Here is a 13,173-nt window from a genome sequence, read left to right on the forward strand (position 1 = left end):
ATGAATATATATCTGCATGAGTTAAAGGCGTATAGAAAATCAACCATCATTTGGACACTGTCACTAATAGGGATTGTTGTCTTGTTTTTATCGATGTATCCTTCCATTGCAAAGGATGCTGAGCAGTTTAGTAAATTACTAGAGGATTTTCCCGTTGAAGTGAGAAAAGCGATCGGCCTATCACTCGATAGTTTTTTCAGTGTAATTGGATTTTTCTCTTATGGATTTCTTTATGTAAAACTTGCGGGGGCTATACAAGCAATGAATCTTGGAACCTCTATTTTATCAAAGGAAACGAGAGAAAAAACAGCAGATTTTTTATTATCAAAACCTGTATCTCGTACAAAAATTGTCACATCAAAGCTTTTAGCAGCCATTACGTCCCTATTTATTACGAATGTGTTCTTTTTAATCACAACATTTGTGATGGTGTCTATCGTAAAAACAAAGGAATACGATGGCAATGCCCTATTTATGATTGCTATCACATTACTGTTTATACAATTAATGTTCGTAGCATTAGGGTTTATTACTTCGGTGTTATTTCCAAGGATTAAGTCGGTTATCTCTGTATCGTTAGGTACGGTGTTTGCTTTTTTTGCGATTGGCATGGTAGGGTCTGCTACAGGTGATGAACCTTTACGCTACATCACACCATTTAATTATTATGACACAACGTACATTGCTGAAAATTTAAGCTACGAAATACCGTTTCTAGTGTTAACAGTTAGCTTTTTTATTTTAGCCATCGTGGCAAGCTACATTATTTATAAAAAGAAGGATGTGTCTGCTCTTTAATAAGTCAAGAGAGGTGATATTGTGAAGCTGTTCATGCATGAGCTAAAATCATATCAAAAATCACTGTTATTTTGGTGTATTGGTAGCATGTTTCTTGTCATAGCTACGATGACGGAATACGGGACGTATTCTGATAATCAGCAAATTAATGAGTTAATTAAAGGGATGCCGAAATCATTACAGGCTTTAATTGGATCTGGAGATTTAGATTTGTCCAAGGCTATTGATTACTTTGGAGTTATCTATTTATATTTGTTAGTCATGGGTGCCATTCATGCTTTGATGCTTGGGGCATCAATCATATCAAAAGAAGAGGCAGAGAAGACAGCGGATTTTCTGTTTGTAAAGCCCATTACACGAGCACGTGTAGTCACTATTAAATTAAGTGCTGTTTTTGTAAACATAATCGTGTTTAATTTTGTTACGTTTGCCACGGCATACATGTCAGTACAAATGCATACAGATTCAGCAGGTATTTTCCGTGATGTACTGACGTTAATGATTGGGCTGTTACTACTACAGTATCTTTTTATGGGAGCAGGGGCTGCAATTGCGGCTGGGAAGAAAAAACCGAAGTCTGCGACAGGTATGGGAACAGCTATTGTATTACTGTTATTCATTTTATCTATTCTTATAGATATTAATAGTAGTCTAGAAGTACTCAAACATGTTAATCCATTTAAGTATTTTGTCGCAAGTGACCTCATTCATGGAGGCGAACTGAACGTTTCGTATGTAATTATAAGTGTACTAGCGACAATAATTTTCGTAGTTTTAGCGTATTTAAGTTACAACAAAAGGGATCTACAAGCTTAATAGTCAACGAAGGAAGAAGGTACACGTGATGAATCTTTTTATAAAGGAGCTAAAATCACATATTAAATCACTTGTTTTATGGTGTATAGGTTTACTGGTTTTTATAGCTGCTGGAATGGGGAAATATGCGGGCTTAGCAACCGATGATCAATCATTAAATGAACTAATTTTGTCTATGCCAAAGTCGCTGCAAGCAATCATGGGAGCAGGTTCTCTCGATTTAACGATAGCGATAGATTATTATGGAGTACTATTTTTATATATAGCCATTATGGTTACTGTTCACGCAGCCATGCTAGGAGCATCAATTATTGCGAAGGAAGAGCGTGATAAAACCGTAGAGTTTTTACTCGTAAAGCCTATTACTCGCACGAACATTGTAACAGCAAAATTATTAGCTGCTCTTTTTAATGTGATGGTGATGACAGCTACGACTTACATAGTATCCATTGTGATGGTGCAAATGTATGCCAATGACCAACCCTTCTTAAGGGATATCACCATTTTAACGATAGGCCTGTTTCTTTTACAGCTACTATTTTTAACAATAGGAGCGGCGCTTGCTGCTACGAAGAGAAATACAAAATCAGCACCAGCCCTAGCAACAGCTATTTTACTGTTATCCTTTATTTTATCGATTGCCATTGATATGAATAGTAAGCTAGCAGCACTAAAATATATCACACCTTTTAAATACTTCGATGCAAAAAACATGCTTCATGGTGGTGGGATTGAACCTACCTTTATAGGCATATCAGTTGTAATTATTAGTATATTAATAGTTTTAACATATTATTCGTTTCAAAAGAGAGATATGTATGTGTGAAGGGAACAAGAAAAAGGGGTACACCTATAAGTTATGGTGTGCCCCTTAATCTGTGTCATTGCTATGTTTGTACGGTTTACGACTCTGCTATTGCTTCAGAATAGCTTTCGGCGTGGCGTTCTTCACCTTTTGCAATCATTAATGCACATGTAGCATCTCCAGTGATATTAACAGCAGTGCGTGTCATATCAAGTAAACGATCTACACCTAAAATGAGACCAATGGCTTCGACCGGTAAACCAATTGATGTTAATACCATGGATAACATGATAAGGCCTACACCAGGAACACCAGCGGTACCAATACTAGCTAACGTTGCTGTTAAAACTACAGTCAATAAATCACCCATTGACAAATCAACGGCATATACTTGAGCTATGAATATTGTTGCAACACCTTGCATAATAGCAGTTCCATCCATATTAATTGTTGCACCTAATGGCTGAACAAATCCACTTATACTCTTAGGAATATTGAGTTTCTTTTGAGCAACATCCATTGAAACAGGAAGTGTTGCTGAACTTGATGACGTACTGAATGCCACAGCTAGTGCAGGAGAGAAGTTTTTAATAAACGTAATAGGGTTTGTTTTACCAAACATAGCTACAGCCGAACCATACGTAATGACAAGATGAGCAAACAATGCCAATAGAACAATGCCGAAATATTTAGCCATTGCTAAAATAGCATCTATTCCTTGGCCACCAATTGCTACTGCAATCAATGCGAAAGCACCATATGGAGCAAGCTTCATAATGACACCAACTAGGAACATTAAAATGTCATTTGCTTGATCAAGGAAGTCCACTACAAGTTTTACTCGCCCTTGTAACTGTGAAATGGCGAAACCAACTAAAATTGAAAAGAATATAACTTGTAGCATATTTCCTTCTGTCATCGCTTCAAACGGGTTTGTTGGTACGATATTTAATAATGTATCCACGATTGGTGGCGCTTCTTTTCCTTCAAATTGTGCGCCCTCTAACTGAAAATTACCAACTCCTGGTTGGAATAGAGTAGCAAGACCAATAGCAAGGGTTAGCGCTATTGCAGTTGTTGTTAAAAAGAAAACAATAGTTTTTGTACCAATACGCCCTAATTTTTTAGGGTCTGATATACCGGCTGTACCAAGAATAATCGAAACAATTACAATAGGAACTACTAAAAGCTTAATTAAACTAATAAAAATCTTTCCAACAGGACTTAGAATGTACGTTTCAATAGTGGGATAAGCCTGAGGAGTCACTAAATTCAAGAAAATACCGACAATAATACCGAGGAACATACCTAACAGTATTTTTTTCGTTAAAGTCATATCATCACCTCTATTAAGTTTTTTGCATAAAGATAATTTATTGAAAATTAAGTTATTGGGCCCGAGGACTATTATAATATACTATATTAGTATTGTCTACTGCTATAACACAGAAGCCTGTCGAATTATGTCGGTTTTATCAGAATATGTTGATTGTTCAGCTAAAGTGAATTTGTGAAAAACCGCACAAACTAAAGGTTTTTTAGGGATAATACTTATTCGAAAAAAATTTTTCTTTTTTTGATAAAAAAAAGAAAGTGAAGCGCATTTGTTTAACAAAGCGTTTCACTTTCTACTGTTAACATATTGCATATATTAAAACTCACCTTTTATATAAGCTTTGAAATGCTTGATATAAACTATCTTGAATTGGGCTTGATGAAGGAAGGTGAGAATTACCTACAGACTTTATTTTCAAAATCTCTGAAACGGTGCTAGTGATAAATGCTTCATCGGCTGTTTCTAACTCGTGGACAGTAAAGGCCCTTTCATGAACAGGGATGTCTAGTTGGTTAGCAAGCTGAAAGACTATTGCCCGAGTGATGCCGTGTAGAATGGCATTTGTGGCCGGTGTGGTGATGAGTGCCCCATTTTTAACAATAAAGACATTACTACTTGATCCTTCTGTTATGTAACCACTTCGTACGAAGATAGCCTCATCACAATCAAGTTCTATAGCTTTTTGTTTAGCGAGAACATTCGGAAGTAGATTTAAAGACTTAATATAACAATTTTTCCAGCGCTCATCCTCCGTGATAAGCACGGCTATACCTTGTTGTCTTTTTATAGGGTCGATTTTTCGCACCGGGCGTATAGTCATGGAGAAACTAGCAGACACATTAGGAAAGGCGTGAATTCTAGGTGCAATCCCACGAGTAACTTGTATATAGATTTCAGCTTCATCAATGCTTGCTCTGGTGAGGCCCTCTTCAATGAATTGGTCCATTTCGCTTAAGCTATACGGAAGTTTTAAAGAAATGGCCTCGGCGCTATTTACAAGCCGTTCTAAATGTTCTTTTAAATAAAAGGGCCGGCCTTCATACACGCGGATAACCTCATAGATTCCATCTCCAAATTGATGAGCCCGCTCTTGAATAGGAATAACAGCTTGATTGATATCTACAAATTCACCATTAAAAAATGCAATTTCCATTACGAATTCTCCTCTCTTTCTATATGCTCTTTATTAAGTTAAATCTTAATCTCACAAAAAGATAGTATGGAGGCATTACTACACTGGTCTTTTGAGTTTATTGTGTAATAACTTCTCAAACCTTGTGAAAAATTACTAGATTGCGTCGGAAAACGTCGTAATTTGAAGGTGCCTGGCACCGCATTTTCGGCACCTTCCTAAACCTAGTCATACCAAGGGTGCGTAAAATGTCGAGTATTGTCGGTGCCTGGCACTGGTTCTGGCGCTAATCCTGGCACTGGTCGTTAACCAATTTTCCCTTCGCTGACAAGGCACCTGTTGCTTTTCTTAATTATATTACACAATTTCACACAATGTTTAGGAAATCCTACCATAATTAATGGTTATTTTTGAGATGTAAAATAAATGAGTGTAGGGAGGAAAAAGAAATGTGGAAAAAGATTATACCTGGTGCACTTGCGTTACTAGTGTTTGTCCCAGCGATATCGTTGGCGGATAATTATGTGACGAATCAGGCTACGAACGGAAACGAGAAAGCACCGGCTATGTTCGCTCAAGGGAATGGCTACGGAAGAGGTATGATGGGCGATGATATGGGATTTGGTCGTGGACAAGGTATGATGCATGAAGGATTTGCTCGTGGGAAAGGTATGATGCATGAAGGATTCGGTCGTGGTATGGGACAAGGTGATTGTAAGTTTGGTGGGCCAGGTATGATGCGCGGTGAGCGTGGAGGCGGTATGTTTGCTAGTTCAGACAATGTACACAAAGAAATGTATTTGACACTTCTTGTTGAAAAGTACGATGAAGATCAAGCTGACGAGTGGGAAGCAGCTCTAGAGAAACGAAGCGAGCTAATAGAAGAAATAAAAGCGGCGTTCCCTACTGAAGAGCAGGAAGCCGCACGAGAAGAGCATCAGCAAGCTATGCAAGACTTAAGAGATCGTTATGTTGCTGGCGACATTACGAAAGAAGAATTGATCGCTGAGCGCGACAAGTTTAGAGATAGCATACAAGGTCAATTTGCTGATCTTATGGACAGTGAAGATATACAGAACTTACGAGATGAAAGGAAAACACTTTATGATGCATTGACAGAGGCTGTTGATGCAGAGGATGCTGCCGCGATAAAAGTAGCACTTACTGATTTGCTTGAACACTGCCAAGCGTGGAATGATGTAATAGAAAAAGCATTAAACGATACTGTACAATAATGTATGTAACATGTTTATAATGAAAGAAAAAGGTCGTGTCCTGTAACACGACCATTTTCTGTTCAAGGATGTGAGTAATGTGCGAAATCATATCGTATATCTAGTTGACGACGAAATTAACTTGAACCAAATTTTAACGACTTATTTGCAAAAGGAAGGATGGCAGGTTAAGTCCTTCTTTGATGGAGAGTCAGCACTTACAGCTATTTCTGAAAAGCCTGATCTATGGATACTAGACATAATGCTTCCAGATATAGATGGTTTTTCGCTTCTTAAGGAGATCAAAAAAAGCGATCCTAATGTTCCGATTATTTTTATTTCCGCTCGTGATGAAGACCTTGATCGCATCTTAGGGCTTGAATTAGGAAGTGATGACTACTTAGCGAAGCCGTTTTTACCTAGAGAGCTAGTTATTCGTGCAAAGAAAATATTAGAGCGCGTATATAAGCATGATAATACCCAGCAGGAACAAGAAAGCACAGACGATATATTACATTTAGAGCCTTACACTATTCATATTAATAAGCGTCTCGTATATGAAAAGAATACTAACATTGAGTTGACCTCAAAAGAATTTGATTTACTTTTAGTATTCGCAAAAAATCTTTCTCAAGCTTTTTCCCGGGAGCAGTTATTATATAAAATCTGGGGAGATGATTATTTCGGAAGTGATCGAGTGGTTGATGATTTAGTAAGGAGACTACGCAAACGATTACCAGAGCTTAGAATCGAAACAATTTATGGTTACGGCTACCGGATGATGAAATTATGAAAAATAAGCCATTGTCTGTGCAAATAGGTGTGGTATTAACAGGAGCAACTTTGTTATTTTCAGTTTTAATTACTATACTGATTTTTTTTACGCTACGTCACTTTTTTATGGAAGAGACGTATCGCATGATAGAATCAGCACAAGAGACGCTGTTATCGGATAGTGTGGCAGGGAGTAATCCTATTGAGTTAGATCAAAGTTTACAATCGAATCGAGCGGTGAATCATCTTATTTTTACAGAGCGAGGAAGAGTGAGAAGTGAAACGGCGCTTCCGGTGTCGATTATTCGGTATGTTCGTACCCAAGCTTTATCGCAAGAGGCAGCATATAAGCGTTATGAGGGTGTTATAGACGGTGAGCGTATGTACTATGTAATTAAAAAAGGTAACACGGCCTTTGGGGAAGTTATATTAATCTCATATGTATGGGATTCGTATTTAACTGAACTTGTGAGAACGTTATTCAGTCGGCTGTTATTTATTATTGTTGCTGCTTTACTTTTGATTTGGCTTCCTGCTTTATGGTTGGCTAACTATTTAACAAAGCCGCTAAGGCAAATGCAAAGTCATGTAAAACAAATAGCAAACCGCCATTGGCATGAACCGTTAGAAATGAAGCGGCAGGACGAGATTGGGAATTTAGCGGAATCTATAGAAGTGATGAGGAAAACGCTTATTCAACAAGATGATTTACAACAAGCTACATTGCAAAACATCTCACATGAATTAAAAACTCCTATCATGGTCATTCATAGCTATGCCGATGCAATCTTGGACGGAGTCTTCCCAAAGAATGACTTACAAGGTACTGTGTATGTTATTAAAGAAGAAGCAGAAAGATTAGAAAAACGAGTTAAGGACTTATTGTATTTAACAAAATTGGATTATTATGAAACGAAGGAAGCAAAGCAGGAGTATTTTCATATTAAAGAGTTATTAATTGAAATTTTAGACCGTCTTCATGTTCAGCGACCTGGGATAAATATTCAGGTTGATGTGTTTAATGAGTTAATATACGGGAATGAAGAACAATGGAAGGTTGCTTTTGAGAACATTATTGATAATGGTCTTCGCTATGCTAAAAGCTGCCTATCTATTAGCGCTGTTGATGATAAAACTATAAAAATTTGGAATGATGGCCCGCAAATCGAAGAGGCTATGAAAAACTCTTTATTTAAGAAATTCAATAAAGGAAAAGGCGGCAAATTCGGATTAGGGTTAGCGATTGTTGAACGTGTTGCTGAACTTCATCAAGCAAAAGTTTTTGCGGAAAATGAAAATAATGGTGTAGCATTTTATATACATTTTAGTAAGTAAAAAATAAGGTGACCGTTTCTTACGTAGAAACGGTTTATTTTGATATTTAGAACTAATACAGGATGACCAGTCGGAAAATATAACATGAAATATGACTGAGTGAAGGATACAAGGGTAATAACTTAATATTGCAACGAAAAAGTCATACAAATTTTAGACAATCCTCGTCGAAATATGGAAATTATTTTCAATATAGATTATTCTAAAAGTGAAACCATTTTTCTGTCGTGTTCGTATTAAAGGTACAGTATTTTTTTAGAGGAGAATGTAAGATGAAACGAACAAATGGACTATTAGCAGGTACAATTAGCTTTTTTCTATATGTGTTTATGTCGTCTGTATTTCGTTTGCCTATGCTTGTGGCTGCGATTGGGACAGTAATAAGCTTTATGGTCATCTGGAAGTTGTTAGATTTAATGTCTAATTGGGGAAGTCCACCACCGAAGGAAGCCCCAAAGTATTATAAGCAATTGATAAAAGAAGGTTACGTGAAGCTTAAAAGAGCGGAACGGGCAATTGTCCACATGCGCAAATCTCCGCTTAAATTAAAAGCAAAAGAAACATACTTCATTGCAAAGGATATTTTTACAACGATTGAGAAAAACCCAGACTATGCTCCGTTAGCACGGGAGTATTTCAGTTATTATTTAGATGCATATGTCACATCGATAGAGAAATTCAATGAACTTTCTAATCAACGAGTGACGAAAGAAGAATTTGTTTCACTGTCAAGCAAGCTAGATGAGAATTTAGATGGATTAAAACTACAGTTTGACCGACAAATGAAGAACCTTCTATCTGATCAAGTAATGGAATTGGATACGGACCTAGATGTAATGAAGCACATGTTAAAGACTGATGGATTGCCTAAGGTGAAGGAGGAAGAGGTTGAATGGAACAATACAAAGTAACAGAATGGGAAGCGCAGCCTATGAAAGAAGTAGAGGCTGAAAAAGTAAGAGAAATTGCAAAGCAAATTGATATAGCTGATTCTGCGTTTGTTATGGGGTATGGATCTACAACGCAAAAGGACATTTCATCTTTTGCCGACAAGGTTTTAGGGCATGTGAAGGCGAAAGACAGTGGTGAAGTAGGTCAAACACTGACATCTTTAATGCATCGTGTTAAAGAAGTGAATGTCGACTCATTATCTAAGCCGAAAAAAAAGATACCTATAATCGGGAATATGTTCAATAATGCCAAAAAGTTCATGACTCAATTTGAGTCAGTAAGTGTTCAAATTGAAAAAATAGCAGATCAGCTAGATCGTGCCAAAGTGGGATTAATAAAAGATATTACGTTACTTGAGAATTTATACGATAAAAACAAAGACTTTTATAAGCAGCTAACGCTCTATATTGAAGCGGGTGAGGTAAAACTACATGAGCTTCGCACAGAGGTGCTTCCGGCTCTACAGCAAAAGGTAGATGAAACGAATGACCCACAGCTAGTTCAAGAGCTAAGTGATATGAAACAATCAGTAGAGCGCTTTGATAAAAAATTACATGACTTAAAGCTAAGTCGTAATATCACTATTCAAACAGCACCGCAAATACGACTTATCCAAAATAACAACCAAGTGCTTGCGGAAAAAATTCAAAGCTCTATTTTAAATACCATTCCGATTTGGAAAAATCAAATCGTTATGGCACTGACACTACACCGCCAGCGCACAGCGTTAGATTTGCAAAAGGATGTAACGAAAACAACAAACGAATTACTACTTAAAAATTCTGAAATGCTAAAACAAGGTACTATTGAAATTGCACAAGAGGCTGAAAAAGGCATTGTTGATATAACTACTTTGCGAAAAACACATGATAATCTTTTATCAACTTTGGAGGAAACAATCAAAATTCAGCATGAAGGACGCATTAAGCGCCATGAGGCTGAGCAAGAGTTAGTGAAAATGGAAGGCGAGATGAAGGAGCGAATTCGTTCCATTATTTCGCAGCGATAAAAATGTTGAGGCTGTCTAGGACAGCCTCATTGTTTCTGTTTAGCAATCTTCCGTTGGGAAAGGGTCTATCTCAATTGATTCTCTTTTAGGTAGAGCAAGTTTCATAATTAATGTAAAAGAGCCAACTAGTAAAAAAAAGCAAACAGATAAAGAAAGGGTAATAACCCAGTAGCCAAGCATAACATCCCTCATTTCGTCCTTTACCACACATATATGCAGGGAGTGATGATAGCTTTACTGTTTTTTTACAATTCCTGATAAAAAATCTGCTATACTAATAGAAAACTAGTTTACATCTTGGAGATAAGGAGATTATTTATGCTATCTTTGTTTTTCTCGAGTGAACCATCTGTACCATTTACTTTAATGTCATTTAGCCACCTTGTTGTTTTAGTTATTTTTGTTCTAGTAGCTTTCGCAATGTATGTATTTCGCAATAATCTCAAGCATTCAAAGTGGTTGCCATGGAGTCTTCTGACCATACTAGTTATCTCAGAAGTTTCTTATCAAATATGGTCTTTATCCGTAGGGGTATGGACACCACAAAAGTATATTCCTATTCAGCTATGTTCACTTAGTACGTTTGTTGGAGTATACATGCTCATAAAACCGAGTCAAAGAATGTTTAACTTTTTCTACTTTATAGGCTTTATCGCACCGTTATTAGCGATTATTACACCGGACTTAACTTTTGGCTTTCCTCATTATCGTTTTATAAAATTCTTTTTACATCATATGACGATTGCATGGACACTCTTGTATTTTGTGTTCGTGAAAGGATACCGTCCAACCTTCAAATCGGCCTTTACATCTTGGGTCGCGTTAAACGTATATGCGATTCCTGTTTTTATAATAAATAAGTTGATTAATGCTAACTACATGTTTTTATCTAAGTCCGCCGAGGCAAAAACACCGTTGGATTGGTTAGGCTCAGGATATTGGTACATTATTAATTTAGAGCTGTTAGCACTATCATTATTTATTCTTGTTTATGCGCCTGTTGCGTTAAGCAAACGAAAGAAAAAAGTGATTCAACAGGGAGTTGTCTACTAATCTAAGGTGAATATTAAATCTACGTAGTTTAGAGTGGTGGGAGGATGCTTATGCAAACAGAAAATTCTTTGAATGTGATGGCAATAACGAGAGTCGGTATGTTTATCATATTGGGGCTTGTCTATTACATTCCATTAGCATCCTCTGATCTTAGAAAAACAGCAGTCATAATTATTACTATTTTACTCATAGTTAATCATTTCCTCCAATTCCATGATCCTTTTCAAAAATGGAATATGCTTTTCTCCTGGCTGGACTTTGCATTTATAACTGCGTTTGCATTTATGTTTGTGGATGGTGGAGCACTTTATTTAATATATTATGGTGTGCTTGCTGTTACAGTGTTTCTTCAATTTGACAAAAAAAGTATTTTATATTCTTTTATAGCTGCCTTTTTGGTCATATGGCTTCCTTTACTATTATTTTCTTACATAAGCTCCCCATCTAGTAATATATTCGTTGATTTAGTTAGTTTTATGTTTGTTGTGCACGGTGCTATTGTTGGAGGATTAATTAGGAAGTTGAATATAACTCGTGAGGAATTAGAAATACAGTATGATAAGCTATCACATTCTCATACTGCTCTTCAGGATGTACATGGACAATTACAGGATTATGCGAAGCAAGTAGAGCAGCTAACCATGATTCGAGAGAGAAACAAAATAGCTAGGGACATTCACGATACGGTTGGACATAAAATGACGGCATTGTTAATACAGTTACGTGTTGCCAAGGAGACCATTACAAGAGATATGTCAAAAAGTCAGCAAACAGTTCAATTGTGCGAAGAGCTAGCTGAACATGCTTTGCAAGAAATTAGAATGTCCGTAAGAGCTATACAAGATGAGTCTGAAGAGTATTCTTCTTTTATTGATACATTAAGAACATTAATTTTTGATTTCTCGCAATCTACTGGCATGGACATTTCCTTATCTATCGAGGGAGACCCTGTTCTTGTTTCCACTTCATGGCAACCGGTATTATTACGCATCACGCAGGAATCTCTCACGAATGCAAAAAGGCATGGATCCGCCACTGAATGTTATATCCAATTAACATGTCAAACAGATGAAGTGATGCTTAGCATCCGCGACAATGGCAAGGGTAATGCCGCTATCGAGCCTGGTTTTGGCCTCCGCAATATGGTTGAACGGGTAACAGAGCTTGGTGGTACGATTAAGTATAAATCAGAAGAGGATAGTGGCTTTACAGTGAAAGTCACACTATCAACAAAAAAGATGAGTTGGAGAGCGAGTGTTAAGCATGACAATAAAGCTGTTAGTAGTCGATGACCAAATTTTAATGAGAGACGGATTGGCAACGTTATTAAATTTACAAGAGGGTGTTGAGGTCATTGGAACGGCATCTGATGGGGCTGAAGCACTGCAAAAAGCAAAGAAGTTACAGCCCGACATAGTACTTATGGATATACGTATGCCAGGTACCAATGGTGTCGAAGGAACAAGATTAATAAGAGCAGCTCTTCCACATATCAAAATTTTGATGCTCACGACATTTAAGGATAGTGAATTAATTATAGAAGCGCTACAAGAAGGAGCTAGTGGGTATTTATTAAAGGATATGCCAACAGATACGATTGTACAGGCAATTAAAACAGTCGAAGCGGGCGGCGTAGTATTACCAGAAGATGTAACAGAAAAAATGCTTAAGGAATTAAAACAAACGTCAGGTCACACCCCTAATGTATCATTGCCTCAGCCTCCTGATGAAGTGAACGAACTAACCGAACGAGAACGTGATGTGCTAAGGCTACTTGGGGAAGGGCTGAATAATAAAGAGATTGCAAATGAGCTTTTTATTACCGAAGGAACGGTGAAAAACCACGTATCCCATATAATTAGTAAGCTCTATTTACGAGATAGAACGCAAGCAGCGTTATTCGCAGTTAAGTATGGAATGACGCAGGATAGATGACTTTTTGCATATTGT

The 13,173-nt window shown here is 37.1% G+C and carries 14 protein-coding genes; 11 read left to right on the top strand and 3 right to left on the bottom strand.

Features of this window, described 5'->3' with window-relative positions:
• Genes EJF36_RS03685 through EJF36_RS03695 form a run of 3 tightly spaced genes read left to right on the top strand, consistent with a single transcriptional unit; the run spans position 1 to position 2,440 of the window.
• Positions 1–798 carry an ABC transporter permease subunit gene (locus EJF36_RS03685; protein WP_125905047.1) on the top strand — a complete coding sequence of 266 codons (798 nt, stop codon included), beginning with the start codon at positions 1–3 and terminating at the stop codon, positions 796–798.
• Positions 799–819: 21 nt separating this feature from the next.
• The gene (locus EJF36_RS03690) at positions 820–1,614 is read left to right on the top strand and encodes an ABC transporter permease subunit (protein ID WP_125905048.1); all 795 of its coding nucleotides are present in this window, start codon (positions 820–822) and stop codon (positions 1,612–1,614) included.
• Between the two features lie 28 nt (positions 1,615–1,642).
• Complete coding sequence (locus EJF36_RS03695) at positions 1,643–2,440, top strand: ABC transporter permease subunit (protein WP_125905049.1); 798 nt, start codon at positions 1,643–1,645, stop codon at positions 2,438–2,440.
• 76 nt (positions 2,441–2,516) lie between these two features.
• On the opposite strand, the gene EJF36_RS03700 is transcribed toward EJF36_RS03695, so the two are convergent.
• Both EJF36_RS03700 and EJF36_RS03705 read right to left on the bottom strand, forming a co-directional pair.
• Positions 2,517–3,755, bottom strand: coding sequence for a dicarboxylate/amino acid:cation symporter (locus EJF36_RS03700; protein WP_125905050.1), 1,239 nt, complete (start codon positions 3,753–3,755; stop codon positions 2,517–2,519).
• A 322-nt stretch (positions 3,756–4,077) separates the two neighbouring features.
• Positions 4,078–4,908, bottom strand: coding sequence for an aminotransferase class IV (locus EJF36_RS03705; protein ID WP_125905051.1), 831 nt, complete (start codon positions 4,906–4,908; stop codon positions 4,078–4,080).
• Positions 4,909–5,336: 428 nt separating this feature from the next.
• On the opposite strand from EJF36_RS03705, the gene EJF36_RS03710 reads away from it, so the two are divergent.
• From EJF36_RS03710 to EJF36_RS03730, 5 genes are all read left to right on the top strand, one after another.
• A complete protein-coding gene (locus EJF36_RS03710; RefSeq protein ID WP_125905052.1) occupies positions 5,337–6,122 on the top strand; it encodes a hypothetical protein in 786 nt (261 codons plus the stop codon).
• 79 nt (positions 6,123–6,201) lie between these two features.
• A complete protein-coding gene (locus tag EJF36_RS03715; protein ID WP_125905053.1) occupies positions 6,202–6,894 on the top strand; it encodes a response regulator transcription factor in 693 nt (230 codons plus the stop codon).
• Positions 6,891–8,210, top strand: coding sequence for a sensor histidine kinase (locus EJF36_RS03720; RefSeq protein ID WP_125905054.1), 1,320 nt, complete (start codon positions 6,891–6,893; stop codon positions 8,208–8,210). Before EJF36_RS03715 ends, EJF36_RS03720 begins: the two co-directional genes overlap by 4 nt.
• Before the next feature lie 272 nt (positions 8,211–8,482).
• Complete coding sequence (locus EJF36_RS03725) at positions 8,483–9,121, top strand: 5-bromo-4-chloroindolyl phosphate hydrolysis family protein (RefSeq protein WP_125905055.1); 639 nt, start codon at positions 8,483–8,485, stop codon at positions 9,119–9,121.
• On the top strand, positions 9,103–10,170 hold the full coding sequence (locus EJF36_RS03730; protein ID WP_125905056.1) for a toxic anion resistance protein: 1,068 nt from the start codon (positions 9,103–9,105) through the stop codon (positions 10,168–10,170). Before EJF36_RS03725 ends, EJF36_RS03730 begins: the two co-directional genes overlap by 19 nt.
• 39 nt (positions 10,171–10,209) lie before the next feature.
• Here the strand turns inward: EJF36_RS03730 and EJF36_RS21400 are convergent, their stop codons facing one another.
• Positions 10,210–10,350: a hypothetical protein gene (locus EJF36_RS21400; RefSeq protein ID WP_185806801.1), complete on the bottom strand. Its 141-nt coding sequence runs from the start codon at positions 10,348–10,350 to the stop codon at positions 10,210–10,212.
• A gap of 138 nt (positions 10,351–10,488) precedes the next feature.
• Here EJF36_RS21400 and EJF36_RS03735 point away from each other — a divergent pair, with 138 nt between their 5' ends.
• Genes EJF36_RS03735 through EJF36_RS03745 form a run of 3 tightly spaced genes read left to right on the top strand, consistent with a single transcriptional unit; the run spans position 10,489 to position 13,158 of the window.
• Positions 10,489–11,223: a YwaF family protein gene (locus tag EJF36_RS03735; protein ID WP_125905057.1), complete on the top strand. Its 735-nt coding sequence runs from the start codon at positions 10,489–10,491 to the stop codon at positions 11,221–11,223.
• A gap of 50 nt (positions 11,224–11,273) precedes the next feature.
• The gene (locus EJF36_RS03740; protein WP_185806802.1) at positions 11,274–12,515 is read left to right on the top strand and encodes a sensor histidine kinase; all 1,242 of its coding nucleotides are present in this window, start codon (positions 11,274–11,276) and stop codon (positions 12,513–12,515) included.
• On the top strand, positions 12,487–13,158 hold the full coding sequence (locus EJF36_RS03745; protein ID WP_125905059.1) for a response regulator: 672 nt from the start codon (positions 12,487–12,489) through the stop codon (positions 13,156–13,158). The genes EJF36_RS03740 and EJF36_RS03745 overlap by 29 nt, the downstream gene beginning before the upstream one ends.
• Positions 13,159–13,173 lie beyond the last annotated feature (15 nt).

The organism is Bacillus sp. HMF5848, assembly GCF_003944835.1.
Lineage (GTDB): Bacteria > Bacillota > Bacilli > Bacillales > HMF5848 > HMF5848.

Excerpts from the sequence above, each read along its gene's own strand:
- EJF36_RS03685 (WP_125905047.1), top strand. The coding sequence starts at position 1 with ATGAATATATATCTGCATGAGTTAAAGGCGTATAGAAAATCAACCATC.
- EJF36_RS03695 (WP_125905049.1), top strand. The coding sequence starts at position 1,643 with ATGAATCTTTTTATAAAGGAGCTAAAATCACATATTAAATCACTTGTT.
- EJF36_RS03700 (WP_125905050.1), bottom strand. The coding sequence starts at position 3,755 with ATGACTTTAACGAAAAAAATACTGTTAGGTATGTTCCTCGGTATTATT.
- EJF36_RS03705 (WP_125905051.1), bottom strand. The coding sequence starts at position 4,908 with ATGGAAATTGCATTTTTTAATGGTGAATTTGTAGATATCAATCAAGCT.
- EJF36_RS03710 (WP_125905052.1), top strand. The coding sequence starts at position 5,337 with ATGTGGAAAAAGATTATACCTGGTGCACTTGCGTTACTAGTGTTTGTC.
- EJF36_RS03720 (WP_125905054.1), top strand. The coding sequence starts at position 6,891 with ATGAAAAATAAGCCATTGTCTGTGCAAATAGGTGTGGTATTAACAGGA.
- EJF36_RS03725 (WP_125905055.1), top strand. The coding sequence starts at position 8,483 with ATGAAACGAACAAATGGACTATTAGCAGGTACAATTAGCTTTTTTCTA.
- EJF36_RS03730 (WP_125905056.1), top strand. The coding sequence starts at position 9,103 with ATGGAACAATACAAAGTAACAGAATGGGAAGCGCAGCCTATGAAAGAA.
- EJF36_RS21400 (WP_185806801.1), bottom strand. The coding sequence starts at position 10,350 with ATGCTTGGCTACTGGGTTATTACCCTTTCTTTATCTGTTTGCTTTTTT.
- EJF36_RS03735 (WP_125905057.1), top strand. The coding sequence starts at position 10,489 with ATGCTATCTTTGTTTTTCTCGAGTGAACCATCTGTACCATTTACTTTA.
- EJF36_RS03740 (WP_185806802.1), top strand. The coding sequence starts at position 11,274 with ATGCAAACAGAAAATTCTTTGAATGTGATGGCAATAACGAGAGTCGGT.
- EJF36_RS03745 (WP_125905059.1), top strand. The coding sequence starts at position 12,487 with ATGACAATAAAGCTGTTAGTAGTCGATGACCAAATTTTAATGAGAGAC.